At 67.4% G+C, this 14,965-nt stretch carries 16 protein-coding genes; 9 read left to right on the forward strand and 7 right to left on the reverse strand.

Features of this window, described 5'->3' with window-relative positions:
* The first annotated feature begins 12 nt into the window (after window positions 1–12).
* On the forward strand, window positions 13–1,137 hold the full coding sequence (gene ispG / locus OKW87_RS14895; protein WP_265540684.1) for a flavodoxin-dependent (E)-4-hydroxy-3-methylbut-2-enyl-diphosphate synthase: 1,125 nt from the start codon (window positions 13–15) through the stop codon (window positions 1,135–1,137).
* A gap of 311 nt (window positions 1,138–1,448) precedes the next feature.
* On the opposite strand, the gene OKW87_RS14900 is transcribed toward ispG, so the two are convergent.
* On the reverse strand, window positions 1,449–1,709 hold the full coding sequence (locus tag OKW87_RS14900; RefSeq protein ID WP_265540685.1) for a hypothetical protein: 261 nt from the start codon (window positions 1,707–1,709) through the stop codon (window positions 1,449–1,451).
* A gap of 180 nt (window positions 1,710–1,889) precedes the next feature.
* On the opposite strand from OKW87_RS14900, the gene OKW87_RS14905 reads away from it, so the two are divergent.
* From OKW87_RS14905 to OKW87_RS14915, 3 genes are read left to right on the forward strand one after another with little or no spacing between them, the layout of a single operon-like run.
* Complete coding sequence (locus OKW87_RS14905; protein WP_265540686.1) at window positions 1,890–2,795, forward strand: DMT family transporter; 906 nt, start codon at window positions 1,890–1,892, stop codon at window positions 2,793–2,795.
* Window positions 2,792–3,274 (forward strand): GNAT family N-acetyltransferase, encoded by a 483-nt coding sequence (locus OKW87_RS14910; protein ID WP_265540687.1) that lies wholly within the window; start codon window positions 2,792–2,794, stop codon window positions 3,272–3,274. Before OKW87_RS14905 ends, OKW87_RS14910 begins: the two co-directional genes overlap by 4 nt.
* On the forward strand, window positions 3,274–3,633 hold the full coding sequence (locus OKW87_RS14915) for a TfoX/Sxy family protein (RefSeq protein WP_265540688.1): 360 nt from the start codon (window positions 3,274–3,276) through the stop codon (window positions 3,631–3,633). Before OKW87_RS14910 ends, OKW87_RS14915 begins: the two co-directional genes overlap by 1 nt.
* A 9-nt stretch (window positions 3,634–3,642) precedes the next feature.
* Here the strand turns inward: OKW87_RS14915 and OKW87_RS14920 are convergent, their stop codons facing one another.
* Genes OKW87_RS14920 through OKW87_RS14930 form a run of 3 tightly spaced genes read right to left on the reverse strand, consistent with a single transcriptional unit; the run spans window position 3,643 to window position 6,810 of the window.
* Window positions 3,643–4,284, reverse strand: coding sequence for a DUF1345 domain-containing protein (locus OKW87_RS14920; RefSeq protein WP_265540689.1), 642 nt, complete (start codon window positions 4,282–4,284; stop codon window positions 3,643–3,645).
* Window positions 4,285–4,302: 18 nt separating this feature from the next.
* On the reverse strand, window positions 4,303–4,887 hold the full coding sequence (gene ppa / locus OKW87_RS14925; protein WP_265540690.1) for an inorganic diphosphatase: 585 nt from the start codon (window positions 4,885–4,887) through the stop codon (window positions 4,303–4,305).
* A gap of 33 nt (window positions 4,888–4,920) precedes the next feature.
* A complete protein-coding gene (locus OKW87_RS14930) occupies window positions 4,921–6,810 on the reverse strand; it encodes a M61 family metallopeptidase (protein WP_265540691.1) in 1,890 nt (629 codons plus the stop codon).
* 118 nt (window positions 6,811–6,928) lie between these two features.
* Here OKW87_RS14930 and OKW87_RS14935 point away from each other — a divergent pair, with 118 nt between their 5' ends.
* Window positions 6,929–8,227: a methyltransferase family protein gene (locus OKW87_RS14935; RefSeq protein WP_265540692.1), complete on the forward strand. Its 1,299-nt coding sequence runs from the start codon at window positions 6,929–6,931 to the stop codon at window positions 8,225–8,227.
* 40 nt (window positions 8,228–8,267) lie between these two features.
* Window positions 8,268–8,813: an MOSC domain-containing protein gene (locus tag OKW87_RS14940; RefSeq protein ID WP_265540693.1), complete on the forward strand. Its 546-nt coding sequence runs from the start codon at window positions 8,268–8,270 to the stop codon at window positions 8,811–8,813.
* Here OKW87_RS14940 and OKW87_RS14945 read toward each other — a convergent pair.
* Together OKW87_RS14945 and OKW87_RS14950 are read right to left on the reverse strand one after the other, a co-directional pair.
* The gene (locus OKW87_RS14945) at window positions 8,810–10,186 is read right to left on the reverse strand and encodes a glutamate--cysteine ligase (protein WP_265540694.1); all 1,377 of its coding nucleotides are present in this window, start codon (window positions 10,184–10,186) and stop codon (window positions 8,810–8,812) included. The genes OKW87_RS14940 and OKW87_RS14945 overlap by 4 nt on opposite strands.
* Window positions 10,187–10,241: 55 nt before the next feature.
* Window positions 10,242–10,982 carry a 16S rRNA (uracil(1498)-N(3))-methyltransferase gene (locus OKW87_RS14950; RefSeq protein WP_265540695.1) on the reverse strand — a complete coding sequence of 247 codons (741 nt, stop codon included), beginning with the start codon at window positions 10,980–10,982 and terminating at the stop codon, window positions 10,242–10,244.
* Between the two features lie 110 nt (window positions 10,983–11,092).
* Here OKW87_RS14950 and ubiA point away from each other — a divergent pair, with 110 nt between their 5' ends.
* Genes ubiA through OKW87_RS14965 form a run of 3 tightly spaced genes read left to right on the forward strand, consistent with a single transcriptional unit; the run spans window position 11,093 to window position 14,154 of the window.
* Window positions 11,093–12,007, forward strand: coding sequence for a 4-hydroxybenzoate octaprenyltransferase (gene ubiA / locus OKW87_RS14955; RefSeq protein WP_265540696.1), 915 nt, complete (start codon window positions 11,093–11,095; stop codon window positions 12,005–12,007).
* A 31-nt stretch (window positions 12,008–12,038) separates the two neighbouring features.
* On the forward strand, window positions 12,039–13,385 hold the full coding sequence (locus OKW87_RS14960) for a TldD/PmbA family protein (protein WP_265540697.1): 1,347 nt from the start codon (window positions 12,039–12,041) through the stop codon (window positions 13,383–13,385).
* On the forward strand, window positions 13,378–14,154 hold the full coding sequence (locus OKW87_RS14965) for a 3'(2'),5'-bisphosphate nucleotidase CysQ (RefSeq protein ID WP_265540698.1): 777 nt from the start codon (window positions 13,378–13,380) through the stop codon (window positions 14,152–14,154). Before OKW87_RS14960 ends, OKW87_RS14965 begins: the two co-directional genes overlap by 8 nt.
* Here OKW87_RS14965 and OKW87_RS14970 read toward each other — a convergent pair.
* Window positions 14,151–14,921 carry a class I SAM-dependent methyltransferase gene (locus OKW87_RS14970; RefSeq protein WP_265540699.1) on the reverse strand — a complete coding sequence of 257 codons (771 nt, stop codon included), beginning with the start codon at window positions 14,919–14,921 and terminating at the stop codon, window positions 14,151–14,153. The two genes, OKW87_RS14965 and OKW87_RS14970, sit on opposite strands and share 4 nt — an antisense overlap.
* Window positions 14,922–14,965: the final 44 nt, after the last annotated feature.

Raw genomic sequence — 14,965 nt, forward strand, 5'->3', positions numbered from 1 at the left:
GAGTAGTCCCCGATGTCCCTTCGTCCGTGGCGCGATATCACGCGCCGGCACAGCCGCCAGATCATGGTGGGCAACGTCCCCGTCGGGGGCGATGCGCCGGTGACCGTGCAGACGATGACCAACACGCCGACGTCGAATCCCGGCGCGACGATCGATCAGATCCGCCGCTGCGAGGATGCCGGGGTCGACATCATCCGGGTCAGCTGCCCCGACGTCGAAAGCACCGCCGCGCTGCGCCAGATCGTCCGCGCCAGCCGCGTGCCGATCGTCGCCGACATCCATTTCCACTATAAGCGCGCGCTTGAGGCCGCCGATGCGGGCGCCGCCTGCCTGCGGATCAATCCGGGCAATATCGGCTCGTCCGATCGCGTCCGCGAAGTCGTCAACGCCGCCAAGGCCAATGGCTGCGCGATCCGGATCGGGGTCAACGGCGGCAGCCTGGAGAAGGATCTGCTCGAAAAATATGGCGAGCCGTGCCCGGAGGCTTTGGTCGAGTCCGCGCTCGATCATATCAAGCTGCTCCAGGATCATGATTTCCACGAATTCAAGGTCGCGGTGAAGGCGTCGGACCTGTTCCTCGCGGTCGCGGCGTACCAGCAGCTCGCCGACCAGGTCGATTGCCCGCTCCATCTCGGCATCACCGAGGCGGGCGGCTTCGTCGGCGGCACGGTCAAGTCGGCGATCGGGATGGGGAGCCTGCTCTGGTACGGCATCGGCGACACGATCCGCGTCTCGCTCTCGGCCGAGCCCGAGGAGGAAGTCCGCGTCGGCTTCGAGATCCTGAAGGCCCTGGGCATCCGCAACCGCGGCGTCCGCGTCGTCTCCTGCCCCAGCTGCGCGCGCCAGGGCTTCGACGTGATCCGCACCGTCCAGGCCCTGGAAGAACGGCTCCAGCATATCCGCACCCCGATGTCGCTCTCGGTCCTCGGCTGCGTCGTCAACGGCCCCGGCGAAGCGCGCGAGACCGATATCGGCATCACCGGCGGCGGCGCCGGCAAGCATATGGTCTATCTCTCGGGTGTCACCGATCATCACGTCCAGGACGAGGGCATGGTCGATCACATCGTCCGGCTGGTCGAAGCCAAGGCGGCCGAGATCGAGGCGGCGGAGACGGCGCTGGTGCAGGCGGCCGAATAGTCCCGGCCCTCTCCCCAACCGTCATCCCGGCGAAAGCCGGGATCCAGAGCCAAGCAGGACTGGCCGGGGAAGAATAACCCTGGATCCCGGCTTTCGCCGGGATGACGGACTTAAAGTGGAAGGCCATGGCCCCGGCCGTTGTCTGCGCCAAAACGGCTTGCAATGTAGAATTTGATTTGCTTGGCAAGCACGCGCGGGGCCTTGGCTCCGCCACGCTCTTTGAACCTCATGATCGAAGCACGTTCCTAGATCGTGAACTCGTAACTGGTATGGCAGTTATCGACCCACTTCCGGACATTGGCCGAAGTAGGTCAATCGCCGTGAACGAAGAAGTTGACCAGCTTGCGGGTGCCCCACCACGTGCCTGCCAGCAGCAGTAGTAACGCGATCAGTCCAACATACAGGGCCATGTTGTCTGGCTCACATGGGCGCGGGCGTCCCTCACACCCTCCTCCTGATTGCAGGACTATCACCATCAATGGCAAGCCGATGAACAGGAAGACGACGAATGCCGCGAGCACGCCCGCGATAGCGCCGCCACTTGGAAGCCAGCTTCGACCGGATCGGTTCATGCGCGAAGGATGCAAGCCGCAGCCTCGCTCGTCAACGACCGCAACCCACCCAATTCCCGCCGTTCCTGACTTATGAGCCAACGGCATAGTGTGACCCTGGTGTGACCTTCAGGCGCAGTCGCGTGCTGGCGGAGCCCACGCCAGCTTCTTTTTTCCCCCGCAACCCGCTAGTCGCCCCGCATGCCCGCCCGCCCAACCCCGCTCCCGATCGCCTTCGCGGCCGGCACGCTCGGCATCGCGCTCTTCTCCGCGATGGACGCCGTGATGAAGGGCATGACCATCGCGATGGGCGTGTACAATGCGATGCTGTGGCGCTTCGGCGCGATCTTCGTGATGACCGCGATCCTTTACCTCGCGGGCCGACCGTCGATGCCGCGGCGCGACGCGATGCGCTTCCATTTGATCCGCGGCTGCGTGACCGTGGTGATGGCGCTGCTCTTCTTCTGGGGCCTCGCCCGGGTGCCGATGGCCCAGGCGATCGCGCTTTGCTACATCGCGCCCTTGCTCGCGCTCGTGCTGGCGGCGGTCTTGCTCAAGGAGCGGATCGGCCGTTCGGTGATCGGCGCATCGCTGATCGCGGTCAGCGGGGTAGGGGTCATCCTGCTCGGTCAGACCCAGGCGCAGATGGGCGAGGAAGTGCTGCTCGGCACCGCCGCGATCCTCGCCTCGGCGGTCTGTTATTCCTACAATATCATCCTGATGCGCCAGCAGGCTTTGCTCGCCGGCCCGGCCGAGATCAGCTTCTTCCAGAGCCTGGTCGTCGGCGGAATCCTGCTGCTTGCCGCGCCCTGGCTCGGCGCGCTGCCCCCCAGCGAGCAGGTCGCGCCGATCCTGCTTGCGGCGGCGCTCGCCACCGGCTCGCTATTCCTGCTCTCTTGGGCCTATGCCCGGGCCGAGGCCAATTATCTTGCTCCTACCGAATATACTTCGTTCGTCTGGGCGGCGCTGTTCGGCTGGCTGATATTCGACGAGACGGTCTCGCTCTACACGCTGGCAGGCGCGGCGCTGATCGTCGCCGCCTGCATCCTGGCCGCGCGGCGCAAGCCCGGGCTCGTCGCGCACGATGCGGAGGCTGCACTGCCATGATCACCCTGCGAAATGCCGAACCGGCCGACGTGCCCCAGATCCTGCGCTTCGTGAAGGAACTGGCGGAGTATGAGCGCGCGGCCGACAAGGTCGTCGCGACCGAGGCACTGCTCCACGAAGCGATGTTCGGCGACGATCGCCCCGCCGCCGAGGCGGTGATGGCCGAGATCGACGGCGCGCCGGTCGGGATGGCATTGTTCTTCCACAATTTCTCGACCTGGACCGGCTGGCGCGGCCTCTATCTCGAAGACCTCTACGTCACCCCCGCCGCGCGCGGCGCCGGGGTCGGCACCGCGCTGCTCCGCCACCTAGCCGGCATCGCGCTCGATCGCGGCTGCACCCGCTTCGAATGGGCGGTCCTCGACTGGAACGAGCCGGCGATCCAATTCTATCGTGCGATGGGGGCGGTGAGCATGGACGAGTGGCGGGTCAATCGCGTCTCGGGCGATGCGCTGGCCAGGCTTGCGGGGGAGCGCTGATGGCGGTGGACGAGGGGCTGGTCGCCTGGGTGGCCGAGGCGCTAGAGCCGGTCGGCACCGTCACCATGCGCAAGATGATGGGCGGCGCGACGCTCTATCTCGACGGCACCATCTTCGCGATCGTCGCCAGCAGCGGCGACCTGTGGTTCAAGGCGGACGCGGCGAGCGATGCGACCTGGGACGAAGCGGGCTGCGAGCGCTTCACGATGACCTTCAAGGATGGCCGCGTCGACTCGATGAACTATCGCCGCGCGCCGAGCGACGTCTATGACGACGCCGACGCGATGCGCGAATGGGCCGCGCTCGGGATCGCGGCGGGGCAGCGCGCTCCGGCAAAGAAGGCAAGAAAGGCGAGCTAGGCTCGCAGCTCAGCGCCCCAGCACGTTGATCGTGAAGGCGATCACGCCCAGGTTGAACATGAACGCGGCCAGGCAGTGCAAGGTCACCGGCCGGCGCAGGCGCCCCTGGCGGATCTCGACGTCGCTGGTCTGGAAGGTCATCCCCAGGCAGAAGGCGAAATAGACGAAGTCCCAATAATCGGGCTCGGGCGTGTCGGGGAAGGTCAGCCCGCCGGCATCGCCCTCCTGCGTCGCGCTGTAATAGAGATGTGCATAATGCAGCACATAGATCGTGTTGCTGAAGATCCAGCAAAGCGCCAGCGTCCCCACGATCAGCGCGATCATCCGCGTGTCGAGCGATGTCCCCTCGCGCAATTCGCTGGCGACCGCGACGAGGACGACCAGGCTCACCGCGAGCGTCACGAACAGCAGCAGCAGCCGGTTGGCGTCGTTGCGCGCCGCCGAGCGGCGCATGTCGTCCGAGCGATGCCGCAGCAGCGGCACAGCCGACAGCAGGAAGACGATCGCGCCCGCGTCGAACCCGATCATCACCCCGGCGGGCAGTCCCAGCGCCGGAATCGCGACGAACAGGGCAAGCGCGGTGGCGGCGATGAAGAGCAGGAAGCGCGGCGGGGCGATCAGGTTGCCGATCGCCGGGCCGCTCCGCCGCATCGCCGCTGCCCGCCGCGATCAGCCCTGCGGGGTCGTGACGCCGGTCGCATCGACCGACGCCGCCGCAGCGGCCTTGTTTTCGTCGTAGCGCGCAATCGCTTCCAGCGTGATCCGGCGCGCATCGTCGGCCCCGCCCCAGGTGCCGACGCGCACCCACTTCTTCTTCTCCAGGTCCTTATAGTGGGTGAAGAAATGCTCGATCTGCTCCATCACGATTGAAGGCAGGTCGTCCTTTTCCTCGATGTCCGAATAATAAGGGAAGGTCTTGTCGTCGGGTACGCAGACCAGTTTCTCGTCGCCGCCGGCCTCGTCTTCCAGGTTGAGCACCGCGATCGGCCGCGCCCGCACGACGCAGCCCGGGATGAAGGGCGATCGCGCGATCACCAGCGCGTCGAGCGGATCGCCGTCGGGCGAGAGCGTGTGCGGCACGAAGCCGTAATTTGCCGGATAGCGCATCGGCGTGTGGAGGATGCGATCGACGAACAGCGCGCCGCTGGCCTTGTCGAACTCATATTTCACGGGCTCGCCGCCGGTCGGCACTTCGATGATCACGTTGAGCGTGTGCGGCGGATTGTCGCCGACCGGAATCAAATCAATACGCATTGAAACACCCTGTTGCTGGCGCTGCCCCCCGTCTCAGCGGGGCTGGAGCAGCTTGTCGAGCCCGGCCTCTCCCGTGCCGGTCTTCACGAGGTGCGGATAGCGAAGCCCGTCATGATAGTCGATGGACACTTCGCGGAAACGATCGCCGCTCTTGAGCATCAGCTTGATCGGCTCCTTGCTGCCCTTCGCGGCCTTGACCGCATCCTTCAGCCGGTCGCCGCTATAGCCGCGGCCGTTCACCGCGACGATCTCGTCGCCCAGGCTGATCCCGGCGTTGAACGCCGGGCTGTCCCAGATCACGCCGGTGATGCCCTTGGCGCCCAGCGTCAGGCCGAGCGAGTAGGCCAGGTCGACCGCGGCCTTGGCCGTCGCCTTGTTCGGCACGTCGCTATAGACCAGCTTGTAGCCGTTGCGCTCGAACCCGCCGAGCGGTGCGCGCTCGGAGACCTGGTTGACGCGCATGTCGAGCAGCGTGCGCCAGTCGTGCGGCACGATCCCCTCGAGCGTGCGGACGACATCGTCGAACGTATAGGTCACCTGCCCGAAATCGCCGTCGCGGCCGCTGCCGAAGAAGGCCTTGGCGAAATCGTCGATCGACTTCGCGCCCCCCGATTTCTCGCGGAGGATCGAATCGACCTCCATCCAGATCAGCAGCCCTTCATTATAATAATCCTCGGAGCGCTGCATGCTCACCCAGCCCTTGGGCGCGCGCGCGGTGATCACCGGATCGTTGGTCGTATCGCCCATCGGCCGCCACTGACGCCCCGGACGATTGTCGAGCGAGGCCATGATCGAGGCATAGGATTCGAGCGTATCCTCCTTGGCCACCAGCCCCGAACGCGCCTGGAGGACATAGCCCCAGAACTGCGTCTGCCCCTCATAGACCCACAAGAGCGACCCCACCGTCGGGGTGCGGTAATCGGGGGCCCACTGGTCGGCGCCGCGCCGATATTTACCGTCCCAGCTGTGCGTGAATTCGTGCGGGAGCAGGTTGCGTCCGGTGAAGCTGTCGCTCCACTTGGTGAAATAGCCAGGCTTCACGCCGTTCTCCGAACTGCGCTGATGCTCGAGCCCGATCCCGCCCAGTTCGTCGCTGATCGACACGAGGAAATGGTAGCGGTCATATTGTTGCGATCCCATCGCCTTCACCGCCTGATCGACCAGCCGCTTGTGCGCGTCGATCTGCTCGGGCTTGGCCTCGAGTTCCTCGGGCGAGTCGGCGAAGACATCCATCGTCACCCGCGGGCTGAGCTCGAACGCGCGATAATGGCGGCCGGCGAGCACCGGCGAATCGACCAGCACCTCGTAATTGGTCTTTTCATAGGCATAGGTCGATCCGGTCGCCTTCGCGGGCAGGCCCGAGGCGGCGGTCCAGCCCTCGGGATATTTGACCGTCGCCTTGATCGGGATGCGGCGGACGAAATAGCCGGCGGGATAGAGGCTCATCGAATTGAACTGCAGGCTCATCATCGCCGGGGTCATGACGATGCGCCCCTGGTCGGCGACGGTGGCGGAGGCGAACTGGAACTCCAGGTCGAGCTTCTTCGCGCCGGCCGGCACGTCGATGTGGAAGGCGAAGACGTCGATCGGATCGCGCTTCCACGCCACCCGCTTGCCGCCTGCGCGGATCTGCAGCCCGGTCAGTTTCTCGATCTCGCCGCGTGGCCCATGCTTGCCGGGCAGCCATTTCGGATAGAGCAGCACCATCGGCCCGCTCTTTTCCACCGGGATCGTCTGCTTGACGCGGAAGATACCGCGCTGGGTGTCGGTCGCGTCCACGTCGAGCAGCAGCGTGCCGGGATAGTCGATATCCCGCGCGGCGGGGATCGTGTCCACGATCGTCACCGGCTGCGGTGCGGAATTCTGGGCGGATGCGGGGGTCGTGGCGAGAAGGAGAGCGGCAAGGGAAAGCGCACGATACATTTAGCGGCCTCGGATCGAAAAGGGGGATGCCGAAGCATAGGCCTTTGAAATGCGGCGGGTAAAGCCTCGTCTCCATCCTTCACGGCTCGCTAACCAATCCGGCCTAGATATTTGGGCCATGTATCACGATCCCGCACTGGCCAGCGCCGCCAAGGCCGATCCGCGTCCCCCGTCGGCGGTCAGCGCCGGGGTCGGCTTCGCGGGACTCGCCGGAATGACCGCCTGGGTCGCGGTCGCCCACATCTTCGGGATGGACGGGCCCTATTCGGCGCTGGTCAACGTCGCCGCCTGCGCGCTGCCGATGGTGCTGTGGTCGATCTTCGTCGACAGAGTCTATCGTAATCCCTCGACCGGGATCGACTGGGCGCGCGTCCGGCCCTGGCGCGAAACGCTCGACATATCGGTCACCAAGCTGGTCGGCCTGTGGCTCACCTGGGGCGGAATCGCCGCGATCTACGTCCTCAGCCGCGTCTGGTGGGACACGCGCTTCGCCAACTATCCGTTCGCCATGTGGTGCTTCGGGCTGGTCGCGCCCGCGCTGTTCCTGCTCTCGATCCCCTATGTATTGTGGCTGGACCGTCGTCTCGTGAACCCAAGGGACGGCGCATGGTCGCTCGGCGCTTGGGCGATGGGCCTCGACGGCGTCGACCGCCACGACATCTACAACCATCTGCGCAGCTGGGGGGTGAAGGCCTTCTTCCTCGCCTTCATGATCGCGATCGTGCCGCCCGGCTTCGGCGAATTCGTCTCGATCGATCCGATGGAGGCGCTGTCCGATCCGGTGCGGCTGGCGGGCTATCTGATCACCTTCATGTTCGTGATCGACGTCGCCTTCGCGACCGCGGGCTATATCCTGACCTTCCGCCCGCTCGATTCGCATATCCGCAGCGCCAACCCCTATGCCGCCGGCTGGACCGCGGCGCTGATCTGCTATCCGCCCTTCCTGCTGATGGGGGAGGGCGGCCCGCTCGATTATCACCAGGGCACCGCCGACTGGACCTATTGGCTCGGCGCGCATTCCTGGCTGCTGGCGGCGATGGGCGCGGTGCTGGTGGTGCTGACCGGCATCTATGCCTGGGCGACGATCGCCTTCGGCCTGCGCTTCTCCAACCTCACGCACCGCGGCGTCCTCACCCACGGCCCCTATGCCTGGAGCCGCCACCCGGCCTATCTGTCGAAGAACCTGTTCTGGTGGCTCTCGACCATGCCCTTCCTCGCCACCACCGGCTGGAGCGACGCGATCCGCAACGGCGCGGTGATGGTCGCGGTCAGCGGCGTCTATTATTGGCGTGCACGTACCGAGGAGCGCCATCTCGGGCTCGATCCGACCTACCAGGCCTACAGCGCCTGGATGGAGCGCAACGGCCCGGTGCCGCGCGTTTTTGCACGGCTGGCCGGGGCGCTGCGGGCCAAATAACCGCTCGCCTTGCGCCCGCTTCGGGCGATAGGTGTCGTCGATGAGCGAAGCCAGGATCATGGCGGTGGCGCAGGATGGCGGCCACCATTTCTCCAAGCGGCTCATGCATTCGGTCGACCTTGTCGCCGGACTGGGGATCGCGGGCGACGCGCATTGCGGGGAGACGGTAAAGCATCGCTCGCGCGTCCGGATCGATCCCACCCAAGCCAATCTGCGGCAGGTGCATCTGATCCACGGCGAGCTGTTCGACGAACTGGCCGGCAAGGGCTTCGATATCGGCCCTGCCGATCTGGGCGAGAATATCACGACTCGCGGCATCGATCTGCTCGGGCTTCCGCGCGGCGCACTTCTGCACCTTGGCGAGTCCGCGGTGCTCGAAGTGACCGGCCTGCGCAATCCCTGCGCGCAGATCGACGCATTCCGGCCCGGCTTGCTCGCGGCCGTGCTCGATCGTGGCCCGCGCGGTGAAGTGACCCGCAAGGCGGGGATCATGGCGGTCGTCCGGGCCGGAGGCACGGTGCGGGCCGGCGATGCGATCGACGTAGCGCTACCCCCGCTTCCGCACTATCCGCTCGAGCGGGTCTAGAATTTCGCTTCCTCGTACACCCGAAAGATATCGCCGCCCCACTCGCCATGGAAGCGATCGAGCAACACCTGCGCCGGTACCTTGCCCGTCCGCACCACTTCGCGCAGTGGATCGAGGAAGCCGCTCTCATTGTCGCCGGAAGCGTTGAGCCTTGCCCGCGCGTTGAGCCCCGCCGCGGCGATATCGAGCGCTTCGCCCGCAATGTCGCGCAACGTGCCGCCGCCCGGGATCGGCGCGTCCAGCGCGAGCCTGGGCACCGCATCGCGCAGCGTCTGCCGCCCCTCGATGCTCCAGTCCTTGACCAAGTCCCACGCCGCATCCAACGCGCCCTCGTCATAGAGCAGCCCGACCCACAAAGCGGGCAGCGCGCAGATCCGTCCCCACCGCCCGCCATCGGCGCCGCGCATCTCGAGAAACTGCTTCATGCGCACTTCGGGAAAGGCGGTGGAAAGATGATCCGCCCAATCGTCGATCGTCGGCTTCTGCCCCGGAAAGGCCGGAAGCTCGCCGCGCAGGAAGTCGCGGAAACTCTGCCCCGCGGCGTCGATATATTTGCCGTCGCGATAGACGAAATACATCGGCACATCGAGCGCATAGTCGGTGTAGCGCTCGTAGCCGAAGCCGTCCTCGAACACGAAGGGCAGCATGCCCGTGCGCGCCGGATCGGTGTCCGACCAGATATGGCTGCGATAGGAGAGGAAGCCGTTGGGCTTGCCCTCGGTGAAGGGCGAATTGGCGAAGAGCGCGGTCGCCAGCGGCTGGAGCGCGAGGCCGACCCGAAACTTCTTCGCCATGTCTGCTTCGGACGCATAATCGAGGTTCACCTGGATCGTGCAGGTGCGCAGCATCATGTCGAGCCCCATGCTGCCGACGCGCGGCATATGGTCGAGCATGATCTTGTAGCGCCCCTTGGGCATGATCGGCAGTTCCACGCGGGTCTTGTCGGGCCACATGCCCAGCCCCAGGAAACCGATGCCGAGCTTGTCGCCGACGGCCTTGACCTGCTGGAGGTGCCGCCCGGTCTCGGCGCAGGTATCGTGCAGATTCTCCAGCGGCGCGCCCGACAATTCGAACTGCCCGGCGGGCTCCAGGCTGATCGCCCCGTCGGGACCGGAAAGCGCGATGATATGCTCGCCTTCATAGACCGGCTTCCAGCCGAACTCGGTTAGGCCGATCAGCAGCGCATGGATGCCGCCCGGTTCCTCATAGCTTGGCGCGCGGTGATCGGGCGTCTTCCAATAGACGAATTTCTCATGCTCGGTGCCGATCCGCCAGCGGTCCTTGGGCTTCTCGCCGCGGGCGAAATAGTCGACCAGCTGGGCGCGGTCTTCGATCACCGCCGATTTGCTGTCCGAAACGGTTTTCGTGCTCATTTCCGCCCCTTACGCGCGGGCGATTTGCCGCGCCAGCCCAATCACTACCGATCGGTCACCAATCGCCCGCCGCCGCCATCCACAGCGAAACCGCGGCGGCCGCGGCCGTATCGGCGCGCAGGATCCGCGGCCCCAGCGCGATCCCCACCGCCTGCGGCAGCGCCCGGATCGCCGCCCGCTCGGCATCGTCGAAGCCGCCCTCGGGGCCGACCAGGATCGCCGCAGGCCCCGGCCGCGCCCGCATTGCCTCCACCGCAGGCACCCCGCCGGTCTCGTCGGCAAAGAACAGGGCCCGCTCCGCCGGCCAGTCGCGCAGCAGCGCCGCCAGCTTTACCAGTTCGCCCAGTTCGGGCAGCGCGGTGCGCCCGCATTGCTCGGCCGCCTCGATCATATGCGCGCGCAGCCGGCTTGGATTGAGCTTGTCGACCACCGCGCGCCGCGTCAGCACCGGCACCAGCCGCGCGACCCCCAGCTCGCACGCTTTCTCGGCAACCCAGTCGATCCGTCCCTTCTTGATCGGCGCGGCGCACAGCCACAGGTCCGGCACCGCCTCGCGCTCGCGCAGCCGCTCCGTCACCTCCAAAACCAGATCGCGCTTGCCGACATGGTGCGCGACGCCCAGCCATTCGCCGCTGACATCGTCGAACAGCTTCACCGGATCGCCCACCTTCATCCGCATCACCGAGACGAGATAATGCGCCTGGGGCCCGTCCACCCGCAGTTCGCCGGGCGCGAGCGCGGTCTCCACGAACAGGCGCGGGGTGGATTGCGGTGGCCAGGCGGGGGTTGCGGGCATGGCCTCCTCTAACCGCGCCAAATCCCATCGTCACCCCGGACTTGTTCCGGGGTCCGGCCGGGGGCAAAGGCAAGGAGACCCCGGCACAAGTCCGGGGTGGCGGAGGAATTTTGGCAAGCAAGTCCGATATCGTCCCCGACAGCGAGCATCGCGGCTTCGTCCGCTGGCTGCCCGCGGCCGCGCGCCCTTTCGCCTTGCTCGCCCGCTTCGATCGGCCGATCGGCTGGTGGCTGCTCTTCTGGCCCGGCGCCTGGGCGATCGCGCTTTCGGGTCAGGCGGCCACGCGCTGGGACCTGATCCTGTGGTTCCTGCTCGGGGCGATCGCGATGCGCGGCGCGGGCTGCGTCTATAACGACATCGTCGACCGCGATCTCGACCGCCAGATCGCGCGCACCGCCTCGCGTCCGCTGGCGAGCGGGGCGGTGTCGCTCAAGGCGGCGTGGGTCTGGCTGCTGGCGCTGTGCCTGGTCGGGCTGGTCGTCCTGCTCCAGCTCCGTCCGCTCGCGGCGGGCGTGGCGGTCGGCAGCCTCGCGCTGGTCGCGGCCTACCCCTTCATGAAGCGGATCACCTGGTGGCCGCAGGCGTGGCTCGGCCTCGTTTTCTCCTGGGCGGCACTGGTCGGCTGGGCCGAGGCGCCGGAGATGGCCTGGGCTCCCGGGCTCCTGCTCTATGCCGGCTGCATCCTCTGGGTGATCGGCTACGACACGATCTATGCGCTGCAGGATGTCGAGGACGATGCGCTGGTCGGCGTACGCTCCTCCGCCCGGCGGCTGGGCGGCCGCGTCCGCACCGGCGTCGCGCTCTTCTATGCTTTGGCATTTGCGCTATGGGCCGCCGCCTTCTGGCGGCTCCGCCCCGATCCAATCGCGCTCGCGGCTTTGCTGCCGATCGCGCTCCATCTGGGCTGGCAGGTCGCCACGCTCGACCCGGCCGACGGCGCCAACGCCCTCCACCGCTTCCGCTCGAACCGCAATGCCGGCTTCCTGATGTTCGCCGCCTGCTTCGTGGTGGGCCAGACTCTTTGACCTTGGGGGCCCGCATACCTAAGTCCCCCAGATGCTGACCACCGAACAAGCCTGCGACCGCGTCCACGATATCGTCGCGCGTGCCCGCGCGGCAGGCGCCGATGCCTCCGATGCCGTCTTCGCGATCGATCGCTCGCTGTCGGTCTCGGTGCGGATGGGCGCGCTCGAGGAGGTCGAGCGGTCGGAGAACGAAGAACTGGGCCTGCGCGTCTTCGTCGGCCGCCGCTCGGCCAGCGTCTCCACTTCCGATCTCGGCAGCGAGTCGCTCGACACCTTGGTCGAGCGCGCGCTGGCGATGGCGCGCGAGGCGCCCGAGGACAAATGGGCGGGCCTCGCCCCGGCCGAACGTCTGCTGCGCGGCACGCCGCCGCATCTCGATCTCGACGACGGCGCCAACGACGATCCCCAGACGCTCAAGGCCCGCGCGCTCGCCGCCGAGGATGCCGCCCGCGCCGTTCCCGGCGTCACCAACAGCGAAGGCGGCAGCGCCAGCGCCAGCCGCACCCTGATGGCGCTCGCCACCAGCCATGGCTTCACCGGCGGCTATGCCCAGACCAGCCACGGCGTCTCGGCCAGCGTGCTCGCCGGCAGCGGCGGCGCGATGGAGCGCGATCATGCCCACGCCAGCGCCCGTCACGCGCGCATGCTCGAGGCGCCCGAGATCGTCGGCCGCCGCGCCGGCGAACGCGCAGTCGCCCGGCTGAACCCCGCCAAGCTCGCCAGCGGGGCGATGCCGGTGGTGTTCGATCGCCGCGTTTCGTCGGGGATTCTCGGCCATTTCCTGGGGGCGATCGGCGGCGCCGCGATCACGCGGAAGACCAGTTTCCTGCAGGATATGCTCGGCAAGCAGGTCTTCGCCAAATCGATCACCATCTGCGACGATCCGCACCGCCCCCGCGGCCTGCGCTCGCGCCCGTTCGACGGCGAGGGTCTGCCGGTGCTGCCGATCACCCTGGTCGATGCCGGCATGCTCGAGACCTGGCTGCTCGACAGCGCCTCCGCCCGCCAGTTGAACCTCGAGCCCACCGGCCATGCCTCGCGCGGCATCGCCGGCGCCCCGGGCGTCGCGCCGAGCAACCTCTACATGGCAAGCGGTAGCACCCCGCCCGAGACGTTGGTCGGCGAGATCGACCATGGCATCCTCGTCACCGAACTGATCGGGCAGGGGGTCAACGGCGTGACCGGCGACTATAGCCGCGGCGCCGCGGGCTTCCTGATCGAGAAGGGCGAGATCACCCGGCCGGTGTCGGAGATCACGATCGCGGGCAATCTCAAGGACATGTTCTTGGCGCTCACCCCCGCCAACGATCTCGAATTCCGCTTCGGGATCAACGCCCCGACGCTGCGGATCGACGGGATGACGATCGCCGGTGCCTGAACTCGCCGCCGAGATCGCCGCGATCGCCGCCGATGCCGGCCGGCTGGCGATGAAATTGTGGGACACCGATTTCCGCCGCTGGGAGAAATCGCCGGGCAACCCGGTCTGCGCGGTCGACCTCGAAGTCGATGGCATGCTGCGCGACCGGCTCTCGCGGCTGCTGCCCGATGCCGGCTGGCTGTCGGAGGAGACGATCGACAACGCCGATCGGCTGCAGGCCTCCCGGCTGTGGGTGGTCGATCCGATCGACGGTACTCGCGATTATCTGCGCGGCCGCCCCGGCTGGTGCGTGTCGGTCGCCTTGGTCGAGCATGGCCAGCCGCTGGTAGGCGTGCTCGATGCCCCCGCGCGGGGCGAGGTCTGGACTGCGGAGGCGGGCAAAGGCGCCTGGCGCAACGGCGCGCGGCTGCAGGTCGGCCATCGCTCCGAACTGGCCGGCGCCCGCGTCCCCGCCGACCAGCTCTCCCGCGTCGATCGCGATCTGGTCACCGTCGCCAAGCCCAATTCGATCGCGCTGCGCATCGCGATGGTCGCCGCGGCCGAAGCCGACCTGCTCGCCACGATCCGCTGGGGCAACGAATGGGACATCGCCGCCGCGGTCCTGATCGCGCACGAGGCCGGTGCGACGGTCAGCGACGCGTTCGGCGACCCGCTCGATTTCAACACGCCGGATGCCGAGGCGTTCGGCGTGCTCGTTACCGTCCCGGGCATCCACGCCGCCGCCGTCGAGCGCCTCGCCGAACGCGCGGCGGCGGGCGTGAAGCGCTAGCGCAGCGCCACCCCGATCAGCGCGGTCGATGGGACCGGCAATATTTCCCTGCCCGCCGCGCGGCGATACACTTCGTCGATCACCGCCTGCTGGTCGTGCGCCCCCAGCAACGCCCAATCCTCGCTCAGCCCGAACTGCGTCTGGGGATCGAGATCGGTCATCCGCAGCGGATAGTCGTGCGTCATCGTCTCGATGCGCGGTGCCGAAAAGCCCGCCGCCACCATCTCCGCCGCGAGCCGCTCGGGATCGCCCAGCACCGTCAGCCCCTCGGGCAATCCCGATCGCCAGTCGCGCTCCGGAAACAGGCTGCGGACCACCTGCGACAGCAATAGATGCGTCGCCGCGCCCTCGCTCTGCCAGGTCGCGACCACGCCATGCCCGCCCGGCCGCGTGACTCGCGCCATCTCGGACAGCCCCTTGCGCCAATCGGCGAACAGCATCACCCCGAAGATCGAGAAGACCGCGTCGAAGGAGGCATCGGCCAGGTCGAGCGCCTGCCCGTCCATCGTCCGCGCTTCGAGGTTCGGCATGTCATGCGCCGCCACCCGCGCGACCATCGCGGACGAGAAGTCGGTCGCCAGCACCTGGGCACCGGCCCAGGCCGCCGCCAGCGCAAGCGCGCCCGTGCCCGTCGCCACGTCGAGCAGCCGGGTCTGCGGACCTATCGCGACCCGCGCGAGCGCCGCCTCGGCGAAGGCCGCGGTGAACGGATGGGCGGTCGCCTCATAATGATGGGCCAGGTCGTTCCAGCGGTCGGGGTCGTTCATTCGGCGCATTTCCCATCTCCAGCGAATCATGTAACAACAAATGT

Source organism: Sphingomonas sp. M1-B02 (assembly GCF_026167525.1).
In the GTDB taxonomy this organism is placed as follows: domain Bacteria; phylum Pseudomonadota; class Alphaproteobacteria; order Sphingomonadales; family Sphingomonadaceae; genus Sphingomonas.